General features: G+C 60.7%; 9 protein-coding genes. 6 read left to right on the top strand and 3 right to left on the bottom strand.

Annotation, left to right across the window (positions count from 1 at the left end; translation table 11 throughout):
* Positions 1 to 124 precede the first annotated feature (124 nt).
* Positions 125 to 1786, bottom strand: coding sequence for a protein kinase domain-containing protein (locus tag NW820_RS01675; protein ID WP_414406508.1), 1662 nt, complete (start codon positions 1784 to 1786; stop codon positions 125 to 127).
* Positions 1787 to 2070: 284 nt separating this feature from the next.
* Here NW820_RS01675 and alaS point away from each other — a divergent pair, with 284 nt between their 5' ends.
* Positions 2071 to 4725: an alanine--tRNA ligase gene (alaS, locus tag NW820_RS01670; RefSeq protein ID WP_414406507.1), complete on the top strand. Its 2655-nt coding sequence runs from the start codon at positions 2071 to 2073 to the stop codon at positions 4723 to 4725.
* 147 nt (positions 4726 to 4872) lie between these two features.
* Here the strand turns inward: alaS and dnaG are convergent, their stop codons facing one another.
* Positions 4873 to 6813, bottom strand: a complete 1941-nt coding sequence (gene dnaG / locus NW820_RS01665; RefSeq protein ID WP_414406506.1) for a DNA primase — start codon at positions 6811 to 6813, stop codon at positions 4873 to 4875.
* Positions 6814 to 6948: 135 nt separating this feature from the next.
* Here dnaG and NW820_RS01660 point away from each other — a divergent pair, with 135 nt between their 5' ends.
* The 5 genes from NW820_RS01660 to NW820_RS01640 all read left to right on the top strand — a co-directional run bounded on the left by NW820_RS01660 (position 6949) and on the right by NW820_RS01640 (position 13928).
* Positions 6949 to 7290 (top strand): c-type cytochrome, encoded by a 342-nt coding sequence (locus NW820_RS01660; protein WP_011433133.1) that lies wholly within the window; start codon positions 6949 to 6951, stop codon positions 7288 to 7290.
* On the top strand, positions 7290 to 7637 hold the full coding sequence (locus NW820_RS01655; protein WP_414406505.1) for a hypothetical protein: 348 nt from the start codon (positions 7290 to 7292) through the stop codon (positions 7635 to 7637). The genes NW820_RS01660 and NW820_RS01655 overlap by 1 nt, the downstream gene beginning before the upstream one ends.
* Positions 7638 to 7699: 62 nt before the next feature.
* Positions 7700 to 8293: a YcnI family protein gene (locus NW820_RS01650; RefSeq protein WP_414406504.1), complete on the top strand. Its 594-nt coding sequence runs from the start codon at positions 7700 to 7702 to the stop codon at positions 8291 to 8293.
* A 17-nt stretch (positions 8294 to 8310) separates the two neighbouring features.
* On the top strand, positions 8311 to 9954 hold the full coding sequence (locus NW820_RS01645) for a copper resistance CopC/CopD family protein (protein ID WP_414406503.1): 1644 nt from the start codon (positions 8311 to 8313) through the stop codon (positions 9952 to 9954).
* Positions 9955 to 10091: 137 nt separating this feature from the next.
* Positions 10092 to 13928 carry a tetratricopeptide repeat protein gene (locus tag NW820_RS01640; RefSeq protein WP_414406502.1) on the top strand — a complete coding sequence of 1279 codons (3837 nt, stop codon included), beginning with the start codon at positions 10092 to 10094 and terminating at the stop codon, positions 13926 to 13928.
* A 93-nt stretch (positions 13929 to 14021) separates the two neighbouring features.
* Here the strand turns inward: NW820_RS01640 and lysS are convergent, their stop codons facing one another.
* The gene (lysS, locus tag NW820_RS01635) at positions 14022 to 15557 is read right to left on the bottom strand and encodes a lysine--tRNA ligase (protein WP_414406501.1); all 1536 of its coding nucleotides are present in this window, start codon (positions 15555 to 15557) and stop codon (positions 14022 to 14024) included.
* Positions 15558 to 15652: the final 95 nt, after the last annotated feature.

Below are 15652 nucleotides of genomic sequence, written 5' to 3'. Positions count from 1 at the left end.
GGCGCGAGCAGTAGCCCAGACGTCTCATCCTAACCTGAAACAACTATAAAACTATTAAAGATCTATAAAGTTAAAGATCGCAACGCAAAATTCCAGATCCGCCAGATCCGCAATCCGCCCTGCGTCAACTCAAGATGGCTCCCTGCCGACGGGCAAACTTCCGTAGCTTCTCGTCCATCCGCGCCCCCCGTAGATCCGCTTTGCAAAAGTTGGTAAAGCGCTTGCTCTTTTCTTCTGGGTATCGAGCCAAACGAACCCCACCGCCCATCGACCAGATCACCGAGCTGGCCACCACCAAGGCGATCCCAGCCGCTCCTAACGCATAAACCAAATTGCCCGTGGTCAGGCGGACAAGCAAAAAGGCCAGGATCCCTGAGCCCAGCAGCCCCCCCAAGCCTGTCAGGATCCCTCCCAATGTTTTGGCCGATCCAGACAGTTGGATCAAAACCCGCAGCCAGTAGGGTTGAGGGGTGTTGAAGAGGATGCCGCGCAGATCCGCCCCCTGCAAGTTGGCCCCTGAGAAATCGGCCCCCCGCAGATCGGCCTGGCGCAAATCATAGCCGGCTAGGTTTTGGTTGGCAAAGGACTTGCCCCGTAGATCGGCCCCCGCCATGGAAGGGATCCGCGGTGGGGTGGCCGGCTTGATCCGTCCGCCGCCTGTGATGCTGCTGGCTCGGCCCAGTTGGGTAAAACCGGTGGTGCTCCCCCACTCAGAGGGGATGGATAGCGGGCTGCTGGCTGTCATTCCCCCTGCAGTGAACTGAGGTAGGGGTGTGGGCGAGAAACCACCCGAGCGGCGCTTGGCCCAGTAGCCGGAGATCACCGATGTGCTGGGATTGGCAGACAGGGGAGAGCTGGGCAACACAATCGGCTGAGAGATCGGGCCGCCTGCCTCTTCCACCGGGATCCCTTGCAACGCCCGCAAGACCTCGGTGGCGGTGGCAAAGCGCTGATTGATGGCCGGCTGCAACATGCGGTGCAGAATGGCGTCGAATTCCGGGCTGAGCTGCAGGCAATCCGACCAATCCCACTGTCCCGTTTCATGGTTATAAAACTTGGCCGGAGATTCCAACGTCATCAAGTTGATGCAGGTAGCCGCCAAAGCATAGAGATCGCTAGAGGGACCGACCGCCTGGCCGGCTACTTGCTCCGGGGGAGAAAAGCCAAGGGAGCGGATTGCTGTCACTTCTGCCGCCTGCTCCTGGGCTGGCCCCAGTTCCTTTACGGCCCCAAAGTCGATCAGCACCAATCGACCATCTTCTTTGCGACGAATGAGGTTGGCAGGTTTAATGTCTCGGTGAACCGTGTTGTGGCTGTGGACATAGCTGAGGATCAGCAGCACCTCCTGCATCACCTGCCGGGTTTGTTCTTCGGAAAAGGGCCCATTGCGACGCATTTCTTGGGAGAGGGTGGTGCCCTGGATAAATTCCTGCACCAAGTAGAACTTGCCGCCTTCCTGGAAGTGGGCGTAGAGCTTGGGGATCTGCGAATGTTCGCCCAGGCGCTCCAACACTTGGGCCTCGCGATTGAAGAGCTCCTCCGCCAGCTTGGCCAGTTGCGGGGATCCCTCGACCGGGCGCAACTGCTTGATCACCCGCCAAGGTTTGGAGGGCATGTCCTCATCCCGCGCCAAAAAGGTAGAGCCAAATCCCCCCTGGCCGATGCGCTTGAAGGCCCGGTAGCGATTGCGCAGCAGGAGGGGATGGCCACAAGAGGCACAGGTAGAAGCGTCCGCCGGGTTTTCCGGTTGCAAACAGGCAGGGTTAAGGCAGTAGCAAGTGGGCATACCAGTTTGGGGTTACCGGCTGGCGATCCGGACAACCGAGACGGAGCCAAGAAGTCGGCAGGCAAGTTGTGAGAGATACATACAGGTTAGACCAAGAAGAAACAAATCTTGCACAACTGCCTCAGATAGGCTGATCTTAGCGTCTGCCCGCCCTGAGGTTAATCGGACAAATCGCTTAGGTTTTCGGCGGATGGGGTTTGGTGGAACAGAGGAGAACAACAAGGGCTGGACTGCCCTGCAGAGGGAAAACTTAGAATTGATGAATACAGCCATCTTCGCCTGTCATGTTTCCAGCGCTTTCCGGTGCCGCCATTCGGCAAACTTTTCTGGACTTCTACGCTCAGCGGGGCCACCAGGTGTTGCCCAGCGCCTCCTTGGTGCCGGAAGATCCGACGGTGCTGCTGACCATTGCCGGCATGTTGCCCTTTAAGCCCATTTTCCTGGGGCAACGGGATCCGGAGTACCCACGGGTTACAACGGCCCAGAAATGTGTGCGCACCAACGACATCGAGAACGTGGGCCGAACGGCGCGCCACCACACCTTCTTCGAGATGCTGGGCAACTTCAGCTTTGGCGACTACTTCAAAAAGGAGGCCATCGCCTGGGCCTGGGAGCTGGTGACGGAGGTTTTCGGCCTGCCCCCGGAACGGCTGGTGGTGAGCGTCTTTCGCGAAGATGAGGAGGCTTTTGCCCTCTGGCGAGATGAGATAGGGATCCCGGCCCACCGCATCCAGCGCATGGGAGAGGCGGATAATTTCTGGGCTGCCGGCCCCACTGGCCCCTGTGGCCCTTGTTCTGAGATTTACTACGACTTCAAGCCAGAGCTGGGGGATGAGCGGATCGATTTGGAGGATGACTCCCGCTTTCTGGAGATCTACAACCTGGTGTTCATGGAGCTGAACCGGGATAGCGAAGGTCACCTGATGCCGCTGGCCAAGCAAAACATCGACACCGGCCTGGGGTTGGAGCGGTTGGCCCAAGTGTTGCAGGGGGTGCCCAACAACTACGAGACGGACTTGATCTTTCCCATCATTCAAACGGCGGCTGGGATCGCCGGGCTGAACTACTCCAAGGCCAACCCGGAGCAGCAGATCTCTCTGAAGGTGATCGGGGATCACGCGCGGGCAGTGATGCACTTGATTGCCGATGGGGTGCTCCCTTCCAATGTGGATCGGGGCTATGTGCTGCGGCGGCTGATCCGGCGAATGGTGCGCCACGGGCGATTGCTGGGGATTGGCGAGCCCTTCACCATCCCGGTAATCGAGACCGCGATTCAGTTGGCCGAGGCTGCCTATCCTCAGGTGCGGGAGCGAGAAACCCTGATCAAGACCGAGCTGCAACGGGAGGAAGAGCAGTTTCTCAAAACCCTGGAGCGGGGGGAACGGCTACTGCTGGATTTGTTTACTGCCGTCGAATCTTCCCGCCGTGACAGCAGCTCGCCAAAGCAGATCTCCGGCGCCGACGCCTTCAAGCTCTTCGATACCTACGGTTTTCCGCTGGAGCTAACCCAAGAAATTGCCCAGGAACACGGCTTCAGCGTGGATCTGGAGGGCTTTGAGCAAGAGATGGAGAAACAGCGGCAGCGGGCCCGCGCCGCCCACCAAACCATCGACCTCACAGCCCAGGGATCCCTGGACGAGCTGGCGGATTTCCTCAGCCAAACGGAGTTTTTGGGATACAGCCAATCTTCCGCCCGCGGCGTGGTCGAGGCCCTGTTGGTCGAGGGGAAATCGGTGCCCCAAGTGGAGGCAGGGCAGGCAGTGCAGGTCGTTTTGGATCGCACGCCCTTCTACGCCGAGTCCGGCGGGCAAATTGGCGACCGGGGCTACCTTTCTGGGGATGGCCTGCTGGTGCGGATTGAAGATGTGCAAAAGCAAGGGGATCTGTTCGTTCACTTTGGCCATGTGGAACGCGGGATCCTGCGGGTGGGGGATCCCGTCCAAGCCCAAATCGACCTGGCCTGTCGGCGGCGCGCCCAAGCCCACCACACCGCCACCCACCTGCTGCAGGCGGCCCTGAAAAGAATTGTCGATCCCTCGATTGGTCAGGCGGGATCCCTGGTGGCTTTTGACCGGCTGCGCTTTGATTTCACCCTATCCCGGCCAGTCACCCCTGAGGAGCTGGAACAGATCGAGAACTTGGTGAACACCTGGATTGCCGAGGCCCATGCTGCTCAAGTGGCGATCATGCCCTTGGCCGAGGCCAAAGCCAGAGGTGCTGTGGCCATGTTCGGGGAAAAATACGGCGCTGAGGTGCGGGTGATCGACTTTCCGGGGGTGTCGATGGAGCTGTGCGGTGGCACCCATGTCAACAACACCGCCGAGATCGGCCTGTTCAAGATCATCGCCGAGACCGGAGTGGCTGCCGGGATCCGTCGCATCGAGGCCGTGGCCGGGCCGGCTGTGCTGGAATACCTGAACGAACGGGACAGGGTGGTGCGGGAGCTGAGCGCTCAATTTAAAGCCAAGCCCCAGGAACTGCCGGAGCGGGTTGCCGCCCTACAGGCGGAGCTGAAAGCTGCCCAGAAGGAACTGGAAGAGGTGCGCAGCCAGTTGGCCTTGCTACAGGCCGAAGGTCTGCTGGCCCAGGCGGTTGCCGTCGGAGATCTCAAGGTGTTGGTGGCAGAACTGGGATCCACCACCCCTGAGGCCCTCAAAACCGCTGCCGAGCATCTGCTCCACAAGCTGGGGGAAGGGGCAGTGGTGCTGGGATCGGTGCCGGAAGCCGGCAAGGTCAGCCTGGTGGCTGCCTTTAGCCCTGCTGTGCAGCAACTTGGCCTGAAGGCGGGATCCTTCATCGGCGAGATCGCCAAACTGACTGGGGGCGGTGGCGGCGGACGGCCCAACTTGGCCCAAGCTGGGGGCAAACAGCCGGAGAAATTGGCAGAGGCTTTGCAGGTGGCCCGGGAGCGGTTGCAAGCGGAGCTGATCTCGCGCTAGGGGAGCGAAGCCCCTTTGAGCAGCAACAGGCCGTCCATCAGCCACTACAGTCTGTTCAGTTTAGGGTGAGACACTCGGGCTATAGAGAGAAGCCTTCTGGCCGCGTATGGGGTTATGGGTTTAGTGTCCTAGTTTGAATCGAAATGACTATAAATCTTCGGCCAGTGGGGTTTCCGACATGTCTTCCAGGCTCAGTTGCACCTGCCGCTGCAGCGCCTGAATCGCTTGGTATTCCTGCTGGATGCCGGCCTGGTACTGGGCGGCCAGGGCAGTGTTGCCTTCGGAAAAGGCTTGATCCCACAGTTGGGTCCAGTAGCGGTAGCGCTTCTGGCGAATTTCCAGCTCCATGTTGGCAATGGCGGCCCGCACCACCATCTGCGGACGCATCAGAGCTACGCGGGTGTTTTCGTCCAGCCAAAGCAGATGGCTGAGGCGCTCGTTGAGCTGCTCATCTTGGGCACAGAGGGTGCGCAAAGCCGTCAGCAACGTCTCTTCTTGCTCTTCCAGCTCCGGCTGAGCCGAGATCAGTTCCAAGATCCGCTGCCACAGCTCCCGGTGGGGGCGAAAGCTAAATTGCAGCTCCCGCTCCAGCAAAGTTTGGCGAATTTCGCGGCGATACTCGCCAAAATGCAGAAAGATCTGCAAAAGATGGGACTCCGACTGCAAGAGTTTGGATCCCTTATTGAGGGAAGGTTGCTGGGGTTTGGCCCAGCGGTACTGCCGCACGGCTCGGCGCAGGTCTTCTTCCAAATCTCGACTGAGGCGACCATTGCCGCGGCTGAGCAATTCTGCCACTTTGTGCAAATACAAAGAGCGCCATTGTCCACCCAAACCGGCCAGCAGTTGCACAAGGGCTTGACGGGCCTGCTGAAAATCGGTGGCCCGGCTCAGATCCCGACCGGCCAGCACCTGTTCAATTCGCCAATCCAGCCACAGGGGGGCCTGCTCAATCAGGGTTTGCAGTTCAGCAACCGCTGGTGTCAGCGGGGCGGAGCCCCTGTGCTCCCGCAAAAATTCGTCGGCATCTTTGCCCTCAGGAAGGGTGAGAATGCGCAGCTCAATTTCTCCGCGCCGCGCTTGTTCTTCAACGGCTTCAATGGCTCGGTTGGCGGCGTTCAAACCGGCCCGATCCGCATCAAAATTGAGGATCAGCCGCTTCGACTGGGTGTAGCGCAGCAGGGTCTTCACCTGGTGGGGTGTCAAAGCAGTGCCCATGGCCGCTACAGCATAGGCAACTCCCGCCTGATGCAGGGCGATGACATCGAAGTAGCCTTCCACCACCAGGACTTGATCGGCCTTGGCAATGGCATCGCGGGCAAAGTTGAGGCCATAGACCACCTGGCTTTTGTTGAAGAGCTCTGTTTCTGGAGAGTTGAGGTACTTGGGCTGTCCTGACTCCCCCAAGGCTCTGCCGGCAAACCCGATCACCCGCCCCTGCACATCGAAAATGGGCAGCATGATCCGGTTGCGAAAGCGGTCGTAGTGGCCGGATCCCTGCTGGCGGGGAACCAGCAATCCAGCCTCTTCTAAAAGTTTGACCGGTTGGCGCTTGTGGTTGACCAAGTATTCGTAGAGAGATTGCCAGCCGGGGGGAGCAAAGCCGATTTGAAATTTTTGCAAAGTTTCTTCGCTCAGGTGGCGGCTGTGCAGGTACTGGCGGGCGGCGGATCCTAGCTGGGATCGGAGGGCATGCCGATAAAAATCGGCAGCCATGGCCAAAATCTCCAGCAGCTTTTCCCGGTGGGAGAGCTCCCGCTCATCAAGGGATCCCAAGGGCTGCGCCTCGGGATTGCGGGTGGGCAGAGGGATGTGGTATCGCCGCGCCAAGTGGCGCACGGCCTCAGCAAAGGAGAGATGCTCGGTCTGCATGACAAAGCGCAGCACATCTCCCCCTGCCCCGCAGGAGAAGCACTTGTAGATCTGCTTGCTGGGGCTGACCTGAAAACTGGGTTTGTGGTCGTTGTGGAAAGGGCAAAGCCCAACGAAGTTCTTTCCCTGCTTGCGCAGCACCACTTTTTCGGCCACCACTTCCACGAGGTCGGCCTTTTGGCGCACCAACTGAATGAAATCGGGGGGCAGACCGCTCATGGCTTCGGGGGATCCTGACCTTATAGTAGCCGGGGGAAACTCGACAGGCTGTCTTTTGACCTGGCCCAACGGGCTTGGGATAATGGGCGGGCCTTAAAGGCTAGTTTTCGGTCAGTCCCTGAGATGAAAATGCGAATGATCAACCTTTTTATCGGGCTTTTGGTGGCAGTATTTGCCCTCTTTTTAGGCCCGCAAATGGCTTCTGCTGAGCCTGATTTGGCCTTGGGAGCCAAGGTCTTTCAGGCCAAATGTGTGGGTTGTCACTTGAACGGGCGCAACACTTTGGTGGCAGCGAAAAACCTTTCTCTGGCGGCTCTTCATGAGTACCACGTAGACACCCCTGAGCTGATCCAGGCCCAAGTGAGAAACGGCAAAGGGGCCATGCCGGCTTTTGCCAAGATTCTCAAGCCGGAGGAGATCGAGGCGGTGGCGGCCTACGTTTTGGATCGCGCTGAGCACAACTGGAGTAGAGGCTAGTGTCCAAAGAGAGGACTCAAGATCCAGCCTTGCTGCAGGAAAGCCCGGCGGAGCGGCTGCCTCACGAGCAGGGATGTGAAGGACAGGGATCCCGCCGCAAAATCCTGTCGGTTGGCGTGGGAGCCCATGGCTTGGTGGCGGTGGGCATTTCTGCCCATGGGGTAGTGGCCATCGGCGTGGTGACCCACGGCATCCTCTCCATTGGCCTGGTGGCTATGGGAGCGCTCTCCTTCGGGCTGGTGTCGATGGGCTTGGCCAGTGCCGGCCTGGTGTCGATGGGCCTAGCCAGTTGGGGACAGCACAGCATGAGCGTAACGGAATCCCACGGATCCCATCACCACCCCTAGGTTTTGACCAACAAACACTGCATTTTTCTCTTTCCCTACAGGCTTGCAAGGAGCATCTGCAAATGTTCAGTCTGCAAAGATACTTGACCCTGGCCAAGCAATCTCTGCTGGCCCTGGGAATGAGTTTTTTACCCCTTTCCTCTGCCTGGGCCCATGTCACCGTCCATCCCAAAGAGGCCCCGGCGGGCAGCTTTGCCAAGCTCACCTTTCGGGTGCCCCATGGCTGCGATGGATCCCCGACCGTGCGCCTGCGGGTGCAGATCCCGGAGGGATTCGTCTCTGTGAAGCCGATGGTGCATCCCCTGTGGAAAATCGAGACGGTCAAAAAGCCGCTGGAGACCCCCTATGAGTCGCATGGGAAGATGATTACCGAAACGGTTGCCGAGGTGATCTGGAGCGGCGGCTCGCTGCCCGATGAGTTCATGGATGAGTTCAGCATCAGCCTCAAGCTGCCGAATCGCCCCGGTGAGGTCATCCCCATCCCAGTGATTCAGGAGTGCGAGCAGGGCATGTACCGCTGGATTCAGGTGGCTCAGCCTGGCGAGGATCCCAACAGTTTGCCGGAGCCGGCTCCGCTGCTGAAGCTGACAGGTGGAGACAGTGGACATGGGCACGGCCACGGGCATGGACATGGGCATGGTCACGGTACCCGCTAAGCGGTCTGCTTAGGAGCATGTTTCATCCCAAAAGGGGTTTTGCTTGGATTTGGTCTGGGATCCTCTGCGCCTTGCTGTGGGTGGCCGGGATCCAGCCCGTTTTTGCCCATGCCAGCTTGCTATCCACCTTCCCGGAGGATGGGGCAGTGTTGCAGGAAGCTCCGGCCCAGGTGCGGCTTGTTTTCAATGAGCCGGTGCGGATCACGCAACTCCAGGTTTTGGGTAGCAGCGGACGGGCGCTAGCTTTGGAAAACGTGGTGAGCACCGGCAACGCGCCGCAGGGGGATCTGCCCCAGGAGATCCCAGAGGGGGTTTACATTGTCAGCTGGCGGGCCATTTCTGCCGATTCTCATCCGGTAAGCGGTTCGTTTGTTTTCCTGGTGGGAGCGGATCCGGAGCGAGTTCAGACGGTGAGGGCGACCCACCTTCAAGGAAGGGATCCCTTGTACTGGCCGCTGGTGGGGGTACGCTGGGGGATCTACTTGGGCAGCCTTTTTGTGGTGGGGGTGCTGGGCTGGTGGCGACTGTTGCGGGGGCAGCGGAGCAGTTTCGCCGATTCTGATCGCGTCAGCGGGGCGGAGCCCTTATCTTGGGCTTTTGCGACAGCTTGGATCACCCTCAGCTTGACCGTGGTGGCCTTCAGTCTGCATTTGGCCCAGCTCTACCCTTACTTTAATGGGCGAGAGCTGCTGCGTGTGATGCTTTCTCCCTACGGTTGGGGTACAGGGCTGCGGCTGGTGGGGCTAGGGATCCTGATCTGGGCCTGTGAGGGAGGTGCCGTCTGGGCCAGCGGTATGGGGTCGGTGTTGGTGCTCGGCTCCTTTTTGCCCATTGGCCATGCTCTCACCAGTGAGCATCCGATGGGGACAATGGCGCTGCTGGGGCTGCATCTGGCCGGTTCAGCTTTCTGGTTGGGAGGGTTGTGGGGGCTGGAGCGCCTGCTGGGCAAGGAATCTGCTCCCTACCCATCTGTAGGCATCATCCAACGGTTTTCTGACGTGGCCACCTGGGCAGTGCCCGGACTGATCCTGGCAGGGGTGGGAATGGGTGGGATCCACCGCGGCTGGGACTGGGATCATCCGTATGGGCAGTATCTCTGGGCCAAGCTGCTGCTGGTGCTGATGATGGTGGGGCTGGGCGCCCACAACAAGTTTCGGCTGGTGCCGGGATTACAGCAAGGTGGACAGGCCGCGGGCCGGTCGCTGCGCCGGATCGTCCGCCTGGAGTTGGTGGGGCTGATTCTGGTGCTGGGCTTGACCAGCTTCCTGGTGGCCCAGGCTCCCCCCAGTCATGGGAGGCAGGGCATGGGATCCCCCCTGGAATCAGGTTGGCAGACCAGTTGTGAAGAGAGCTTGAACTGGCCGGAAGGCAGCCTGCACCTGAAGATTCTGCCCTGCCGTCCCGGAGAAAACCAGATCCAAGTTGAAGTGAAAGGGATCCCGGCTCAGGAATTGACCCTTGGGTTTTCCCTGCCAGAACAGGGGATCCCCCCTCTACGCCGTACTGTAGCGCCGGATAGGCCTGGCCAATTTGTGGTGGAAAATGTGCCTCTGGCCCTGGCGGGGGAATGGCAGATCGAGGTGAGACTGCTGATCAGCGATTTTGCAGAGCGGCGAGGTCAGATTGCAGTTTCTCTCCGACCCAATCGTTCAAGTCATTGAAGATCGCCAACAGAAAAAGCTGAAAAAGACCCTGGATAGGAGCTGTGGGTTGCTCCGCCCAAGGGCGTCGGCCTGTGGCAGAATCGAGCCAGCTCGTAGTGGCAAAAGGCTGCGCCGCTCAGGCGACTGGCTTGGCTATGGAAGACAAGATCAGAGCGGGAAGTGTGCTCAGGGGACGCTATCGCATTCTCCATCCCCTCGGGGAAGGAGGGTTTGGCGTAACCTACAAGGCGGTGGATCAAGACACCTTCGATAGCCCTTGCGTCGTCAAGCGCCTTCGCCCCCTCTCCACGGATCCCTATACGTTGGCCACGGCTCGCAAGCTCTTTGAACGGGAAGCCAAGGTTCTCAACCGGCTCAACCACTTCGACCAGGTGCCCCGCCTTTTGGCCCACTTCGAGCAGGATCAGGATTTTTACTTGGTGCAAGAGTTTGTTGCCGGGCATGATCTCAGCCAGGAGCTGATCCCGGGCAAGCCGCTGAGCGAGGCCGAGGTTTTGAAACTGTTGTGGGATATTTTGGAGATCCTGCGCCATGTACACGCCCACCAGATCGTCCATCGGGATATCAAGCCGGCCAACCTGATGCGCCGCGATGCCGATGGCAAGTTGGTGTTGATCGACTTTGGGGCAGTCAAGGAAGTGGGGCGGTTGGTCAGCCATGCCCCCGGCCAAACTCAGTTGGCGACGGTGATTGGCTCGGTTGGCTACATGGCGCCCGAACAGCTCAACGGCAAGCCCCAGCCCTGCAGCGACCTGTACTCCGTAGGGGTGCTGGCCATCCAAGCCCTCACCGGTCGTCCTCCCCATAAGATCCGGGATGATCCCCGCACCGGCCAACTGCTCTGGCGGGATTTGGTTCAGGTCAGCGAGGAGCTGGCCGAGATTTTGGATCGCCTGATCTGCCCCCACTGGCAAGAGCGCTTCCAGTCCGCTGCTGAAGTGTTGGAGGCGCTGCGGCCCCTGTTGCCTTTTCCCCAAGAGGCGACGCTCGGCGATGTTTCGGTGGATCAGGTTTTGGTGACGCGCCTGTTGGCCCGCGGACAGGAGAAAGCCCGCCAAGGGGATTTCCAGGGGGCGATTGCCGACTGTACGTTGGCCATTCAATTGGATCCCCAAAATAGCCGCGCCTACAGCCAGCGGGGCAGCGCCCGCTACAAAAGTGGGGACTTGGCAGGGGCCATCGCAGATTACACCCAAGTTATTCAACTGGCAGGGGACGCCCGCGCCTATTTCAACCGCGGCATTGCCCGCTACCGGCTGGAGGACTACGAGGGAGCTGTTGCCGACTACACCCAGGCTCTCGGCCTCAACCCACAATGGGCGGTGGCCTACTACAACCGTGGCAATGCTTACCGGCAACTCAATCAGCAGCAGCAGGCCATCGAAGACTATTCGCGGGCCATTGAGCTCAACCCGGAAGATGTGCGGGCCTATTTCAACCGCGGCGTGGTGCGCGGCCATCTGGGAGATGCGCAGGGGGCAGCAGCCGATTTTTCCGAGGTGATCAAGCGGGACCCTCAGGACGGGGAAGCCTACTTCAACCGGGGAGTGGCGCGGGTCCAGTTGTCAGATTTGCAAGGGGCCGTCGAGGACTACACCCAAGCGCTGCAGTTGGATCCTCGCCACGGCAAAGCCTATTACCACCGGGGCCTGGCCCGGCAAGCGTTGGGGGATCCCCAAGGGGCCGTTGAAGATTTTTCTCAGGCCCTATCCCTACGGTCTGCTGAGGCCACTGAGCTACCTGAGGCAGAGGCGGCAGCCCAGGCGGATCTCTACTTGCAGCGGGCCATGGCCTACCTGAGCAGCAACACCCTGGAGCCGGCGCTGGCCGATTGTGAACAGGCTCTCCGTCTGGATCCCAACCTGTCGCGGGCCTATCTCTGCCGGGGCTTGGCTCGCCAGGGGCTGGGGGATCCCGGCGGCGCTCTGGCAGACTTCAACCGCGCCCTGGAGCTGGATCCCCAGATGGCCAAAGCCTACCTCAACCGAGGCATTGCCCACCTGGACTTGGGCAACATCGAAGCGGCTTTGTCGGACTTGAGCCAGGCCATCGCTCTGGATCCCCAAGATGCCAGTGCCTACAGCAGCCGCGGGCGAATCCATTGGCTGTTGGGGGATCCCCTAGCGGCTCTGCAGGATTACACGGCTGCCCTGGAGCGGGATCCGCAGAACCCTCAGCTCTACTTCAACCGCGGCCAACTCCATGTTGAGCGGGAAGATTGGCCGGCAGCCTGTGAGGACTTCTCGCAGGTGTTGCAGTGGGCGGCGAGGCCTGGGATCCCACGCGGGCCGGAGCTGCTGGTTAATGCCCATCTGCGCCGCGGTATGGCACGGCAACGCTTGGGGGATTGGCAGGGAGCGCTGGCCGATTTCGACCAAGCTCTGCAAGGGGATCCTCAGTCGGGCTTGGCTTATTTCCATCGCGGCCAAGTGCGGGCTGCTCTGGGAGATGGGCTGGGGGCCATCCAGGATTACCACCAGGCTTTGGCGCTGGGGGTGGCAGTGGCCGAGGCGGATATCCGCCGAGATCTGGCGCGGGCCCAAATCCAGACGGGAGATCTGCAGGCGGCCTTGGAGCAGTTGAACGAGGCGGTGCGCTTGCAGCCGGAACGGCGGGATCTGCGCCAAGAGCGAGCTGAGTTGTGCCGACAGCTGGGCCGGTGGCCAGAGGCCATTGCCGACTACGACGAGGTGTTGCGGCAGGATCCTCAGGACTGGACGGCTTGGCTGGGACGGGGCATGGCCCATGGACAGGTGGGCAACTGGGATTCCGCCATTCAGGATCTCAGCCGGGTTTTGCAGCAGGATCCTGACCACAGGGAAGCGCTGTGGCACCGCGCACAGGCCCTGCAACAGTTGGGCCAGACCGTTGGCGAAAGCGGGAGGGAGTCCTTAGCGGCCTTGCAAGATCTCAACCGCTTGCTGCAGCGGGATCCCCAACACAGGATGGCCCGCTTGGCCCGCGGCTCTCTGTTGTTGGCGTTGGCGGTGCGCGGCACCGATGGCCCTACCAACCGTGCGGAGCAGGATCGCGTCAGCGGGACGGAGTCCTTGGAGCTGGGGTACTACGCGCAGGCTGAATCCGACTTCGACCAAGTCATCCAGGAAGAGGCCCAAGACGGGGAACAGTCCCGGCAGCTCTATCTGGAGGCCCACCTGAAGCGGGCCCAAGTCCGCCGCCTGCGCCACAACCTGGAGGGGGCAATAGCCGATTGGGATCGGGTCTTGGAGCTGGCCAGCCCAGGGGATCCAGAAGTGCTGGTCACCGAAGCCCTGTTGTATCGGGGCTTGTGTCGCCAAGAGAGGGGGGATCTGGCTGGGGCGTTGGCCGATTTCACGGCGCTGATCCAGCAGCAACCGCAGGCTTCTCAGGCTTTTGCTTTGCGGGCAAGGGTGCATCTGGCTTTGGGGGATCAAGAGGCGGCACTGGCGGATCTCGACCAAGCCCTGAGTCTTGACCGAGACTGGGGGGTGGCCAATGCTGCCCTGGCCTACCGTCAACGGGGGGATCTACACCGGCAGGCCAATTGCCCTGAGCTGGCCATTGCCGACTACACGCAGGCCCTGGCCTTGAACCCCCAGGAGCACTCTGCTTTGCTCCACCGAGCTCTCCTGTGGGATGGCGAGGGACAGACGGACAAAGCGATAGAAGACTACACCCGACTGCTGCAACTGGAGCTGGATCCCCAGGAGCGGGTCTGGGTTTTGAACAACCGCGGCTGGGCCTACGCCCAACAGGGGGATTTTTCGGCGGCCATCCGCGACTACGACCAAGCCATAACACTCTGCACTGCTGACGCGAGCGATAGGGATCCCTGCCACCTCAAGGCCCACCTCAACCGCGCCCTGGCCCGGACTGCCCTTGGGGATTGGCAGAGAGCCTGCCAGGATTTCCAGGCTGCCCTCCAGATGCAAGGGTACGAAGGTCGGCTTTTGGAAGACGTTATCGCTAGTTATTTCAAAATAGGTTGAGACACTTCCCAAAGGCTCCGCGCCGTCGCCGCGGCCACCTCCAACCTCTCTTAGAAATCGATGGGATTTGAATGGACAGTTAGAGGGATCGGCTCAAGCCTCCTCCGCCACTTCTCCCGTCTCGGGCCGCAGCAGCGGAAAGGCAATGACATCGCGAATGCTGGGGACATCACACAGCAGCATTGTCAAGCGGTCGATCCCCACGCCCAGGCCGCCGGTGGGGGGCAGGCCATATTCCAAGGCCGTGAGGAAGTCTTCATCCAGAAAGTGGGCCTCCTCATCTCCGGCTGCCTTCAGGGCTGCCTGGGCCTCCAGCCGCTGCCGCTGATCCACCGGATCGGTGAGCTCGGAGTAGGCGTTGGCCGTCTCCCGCCCAACGATGAACAGCTCGAAGCGCTCGGCCAACCCCGGTTTGCTGCGGTGAGGCTTGGTAAGAGGACACACCTCCAGGGGATAGTCCAGAACAAAGGTGGGCTGGCGCAGGTGGCTCTCACAGCAGTGCTCAAAGGCTTTGACCAGCAACTTGCCAGGGGAGTCCTGGGGTGAGAGATTGGGGATCCCCCGTTCTGCCAAGGCGGGCAACAGCTCGGCGGTGGATCCCGTTTCCACATCGATGAAAATGCCAGTGGCCTCCTCCACCAGCTCCTGCATCGTCACCCGTCGCCAGGGAGGGGTGAGGTCGATGGCTTCCCCTTGGTAGGTGAGCTGCAGGGATCCCCGCACCGCCAGGGCGGCGTTGCAGACCAGGGTTTCCGTCAGCTCCATCATGGTGTGGTAGTCGGCGAAGGCTTGATAGGCCTCTAGAGAGGTGAACTCCGGGTTGTGGCGGGTGGAGATGCCTTCGTTGCGAAAGACCCGCCCAATTTCATAGACTCGCTCGATCCCGCCCACCACCAGCCGCTTCAGGTGCAGCTCGGTGGCAATGCGCAAGTAGAGATCCAGATCCAGGGCGTTGTGGTGGGTAACAAAAGGCCGCGCCTCCGCCCCGCCGGGGATCACCTGCAACACTGGCGTCTCAATTTCCACAAAACCTCGCTCTTCCAGAGTCTGCCGCAGGGAGCGGATGATCTGGGCGCGGTCGAGCAAGGTCTGCTTGACCTCAGGGTTGACGATGAGATCGACGTAGCGCTGGCGGTAGCGTTTCTCCACATCCCGCAGGCCGTGCCACTTGTCCGGCAGCGGCAACAGCGCCTTGGTTAGCACCTGGTACTCGTCCACCCGCACCGACAATTCCCCTTTTTCGGTGCGCTTGAGGCAGCCCTTGGCCCCCAGCCAATCGCCCACGTCGATGAGCTTGTCCAAGTTCTTGAAGGCCAACTCCCCCATATGCTCCGTCAGCCGTTGCTTCTCCAGGTAAAGCTGGATGGTGCCGGAGCGATCCTGAAGGGTAAAGAAAGCCAGCTTGCCCATGACCCGCCGCGCCCGGATCCGCCCGGCCACCGCCACCTGCACATCCTCCCGCTCGCCGCCGGGCTCTAGGTCGGCAAATTGCTCCTGCAGCTCGGCAGCCAGATGGGTAACAGGAAAAGAATAGGCATAGGGCGGGATCCCTTGTTCCCGCAGGTGTTGGGCTTTTTCCAGGCGGGCGGCCCGTTGGGCGGCTTCGCTGCTGCTGGGGAGGGTAGACATGGCGGTGGATAGGCAATGGACAATGGAAGCCCCGTTAGGGACGGGATTTTTCAGGCTGCCGGCGGTGCGATCGCGTTAGCGGGACGGAGTCCTTT

The sequence above is a fragment of the Synechococcus sp. R55.7 genome, from assembly GCF_047461955.1.
Lineage (GTDB): Bacteria > Cyanobacteriota > Cyanobacteriia > Thermostichales > Thermostichaceae > Thermostichus.
Note: the sequence above shows the minus strand (reverse complement) of the source record. Positions and strands in the feature narration are given on the sequence as shown.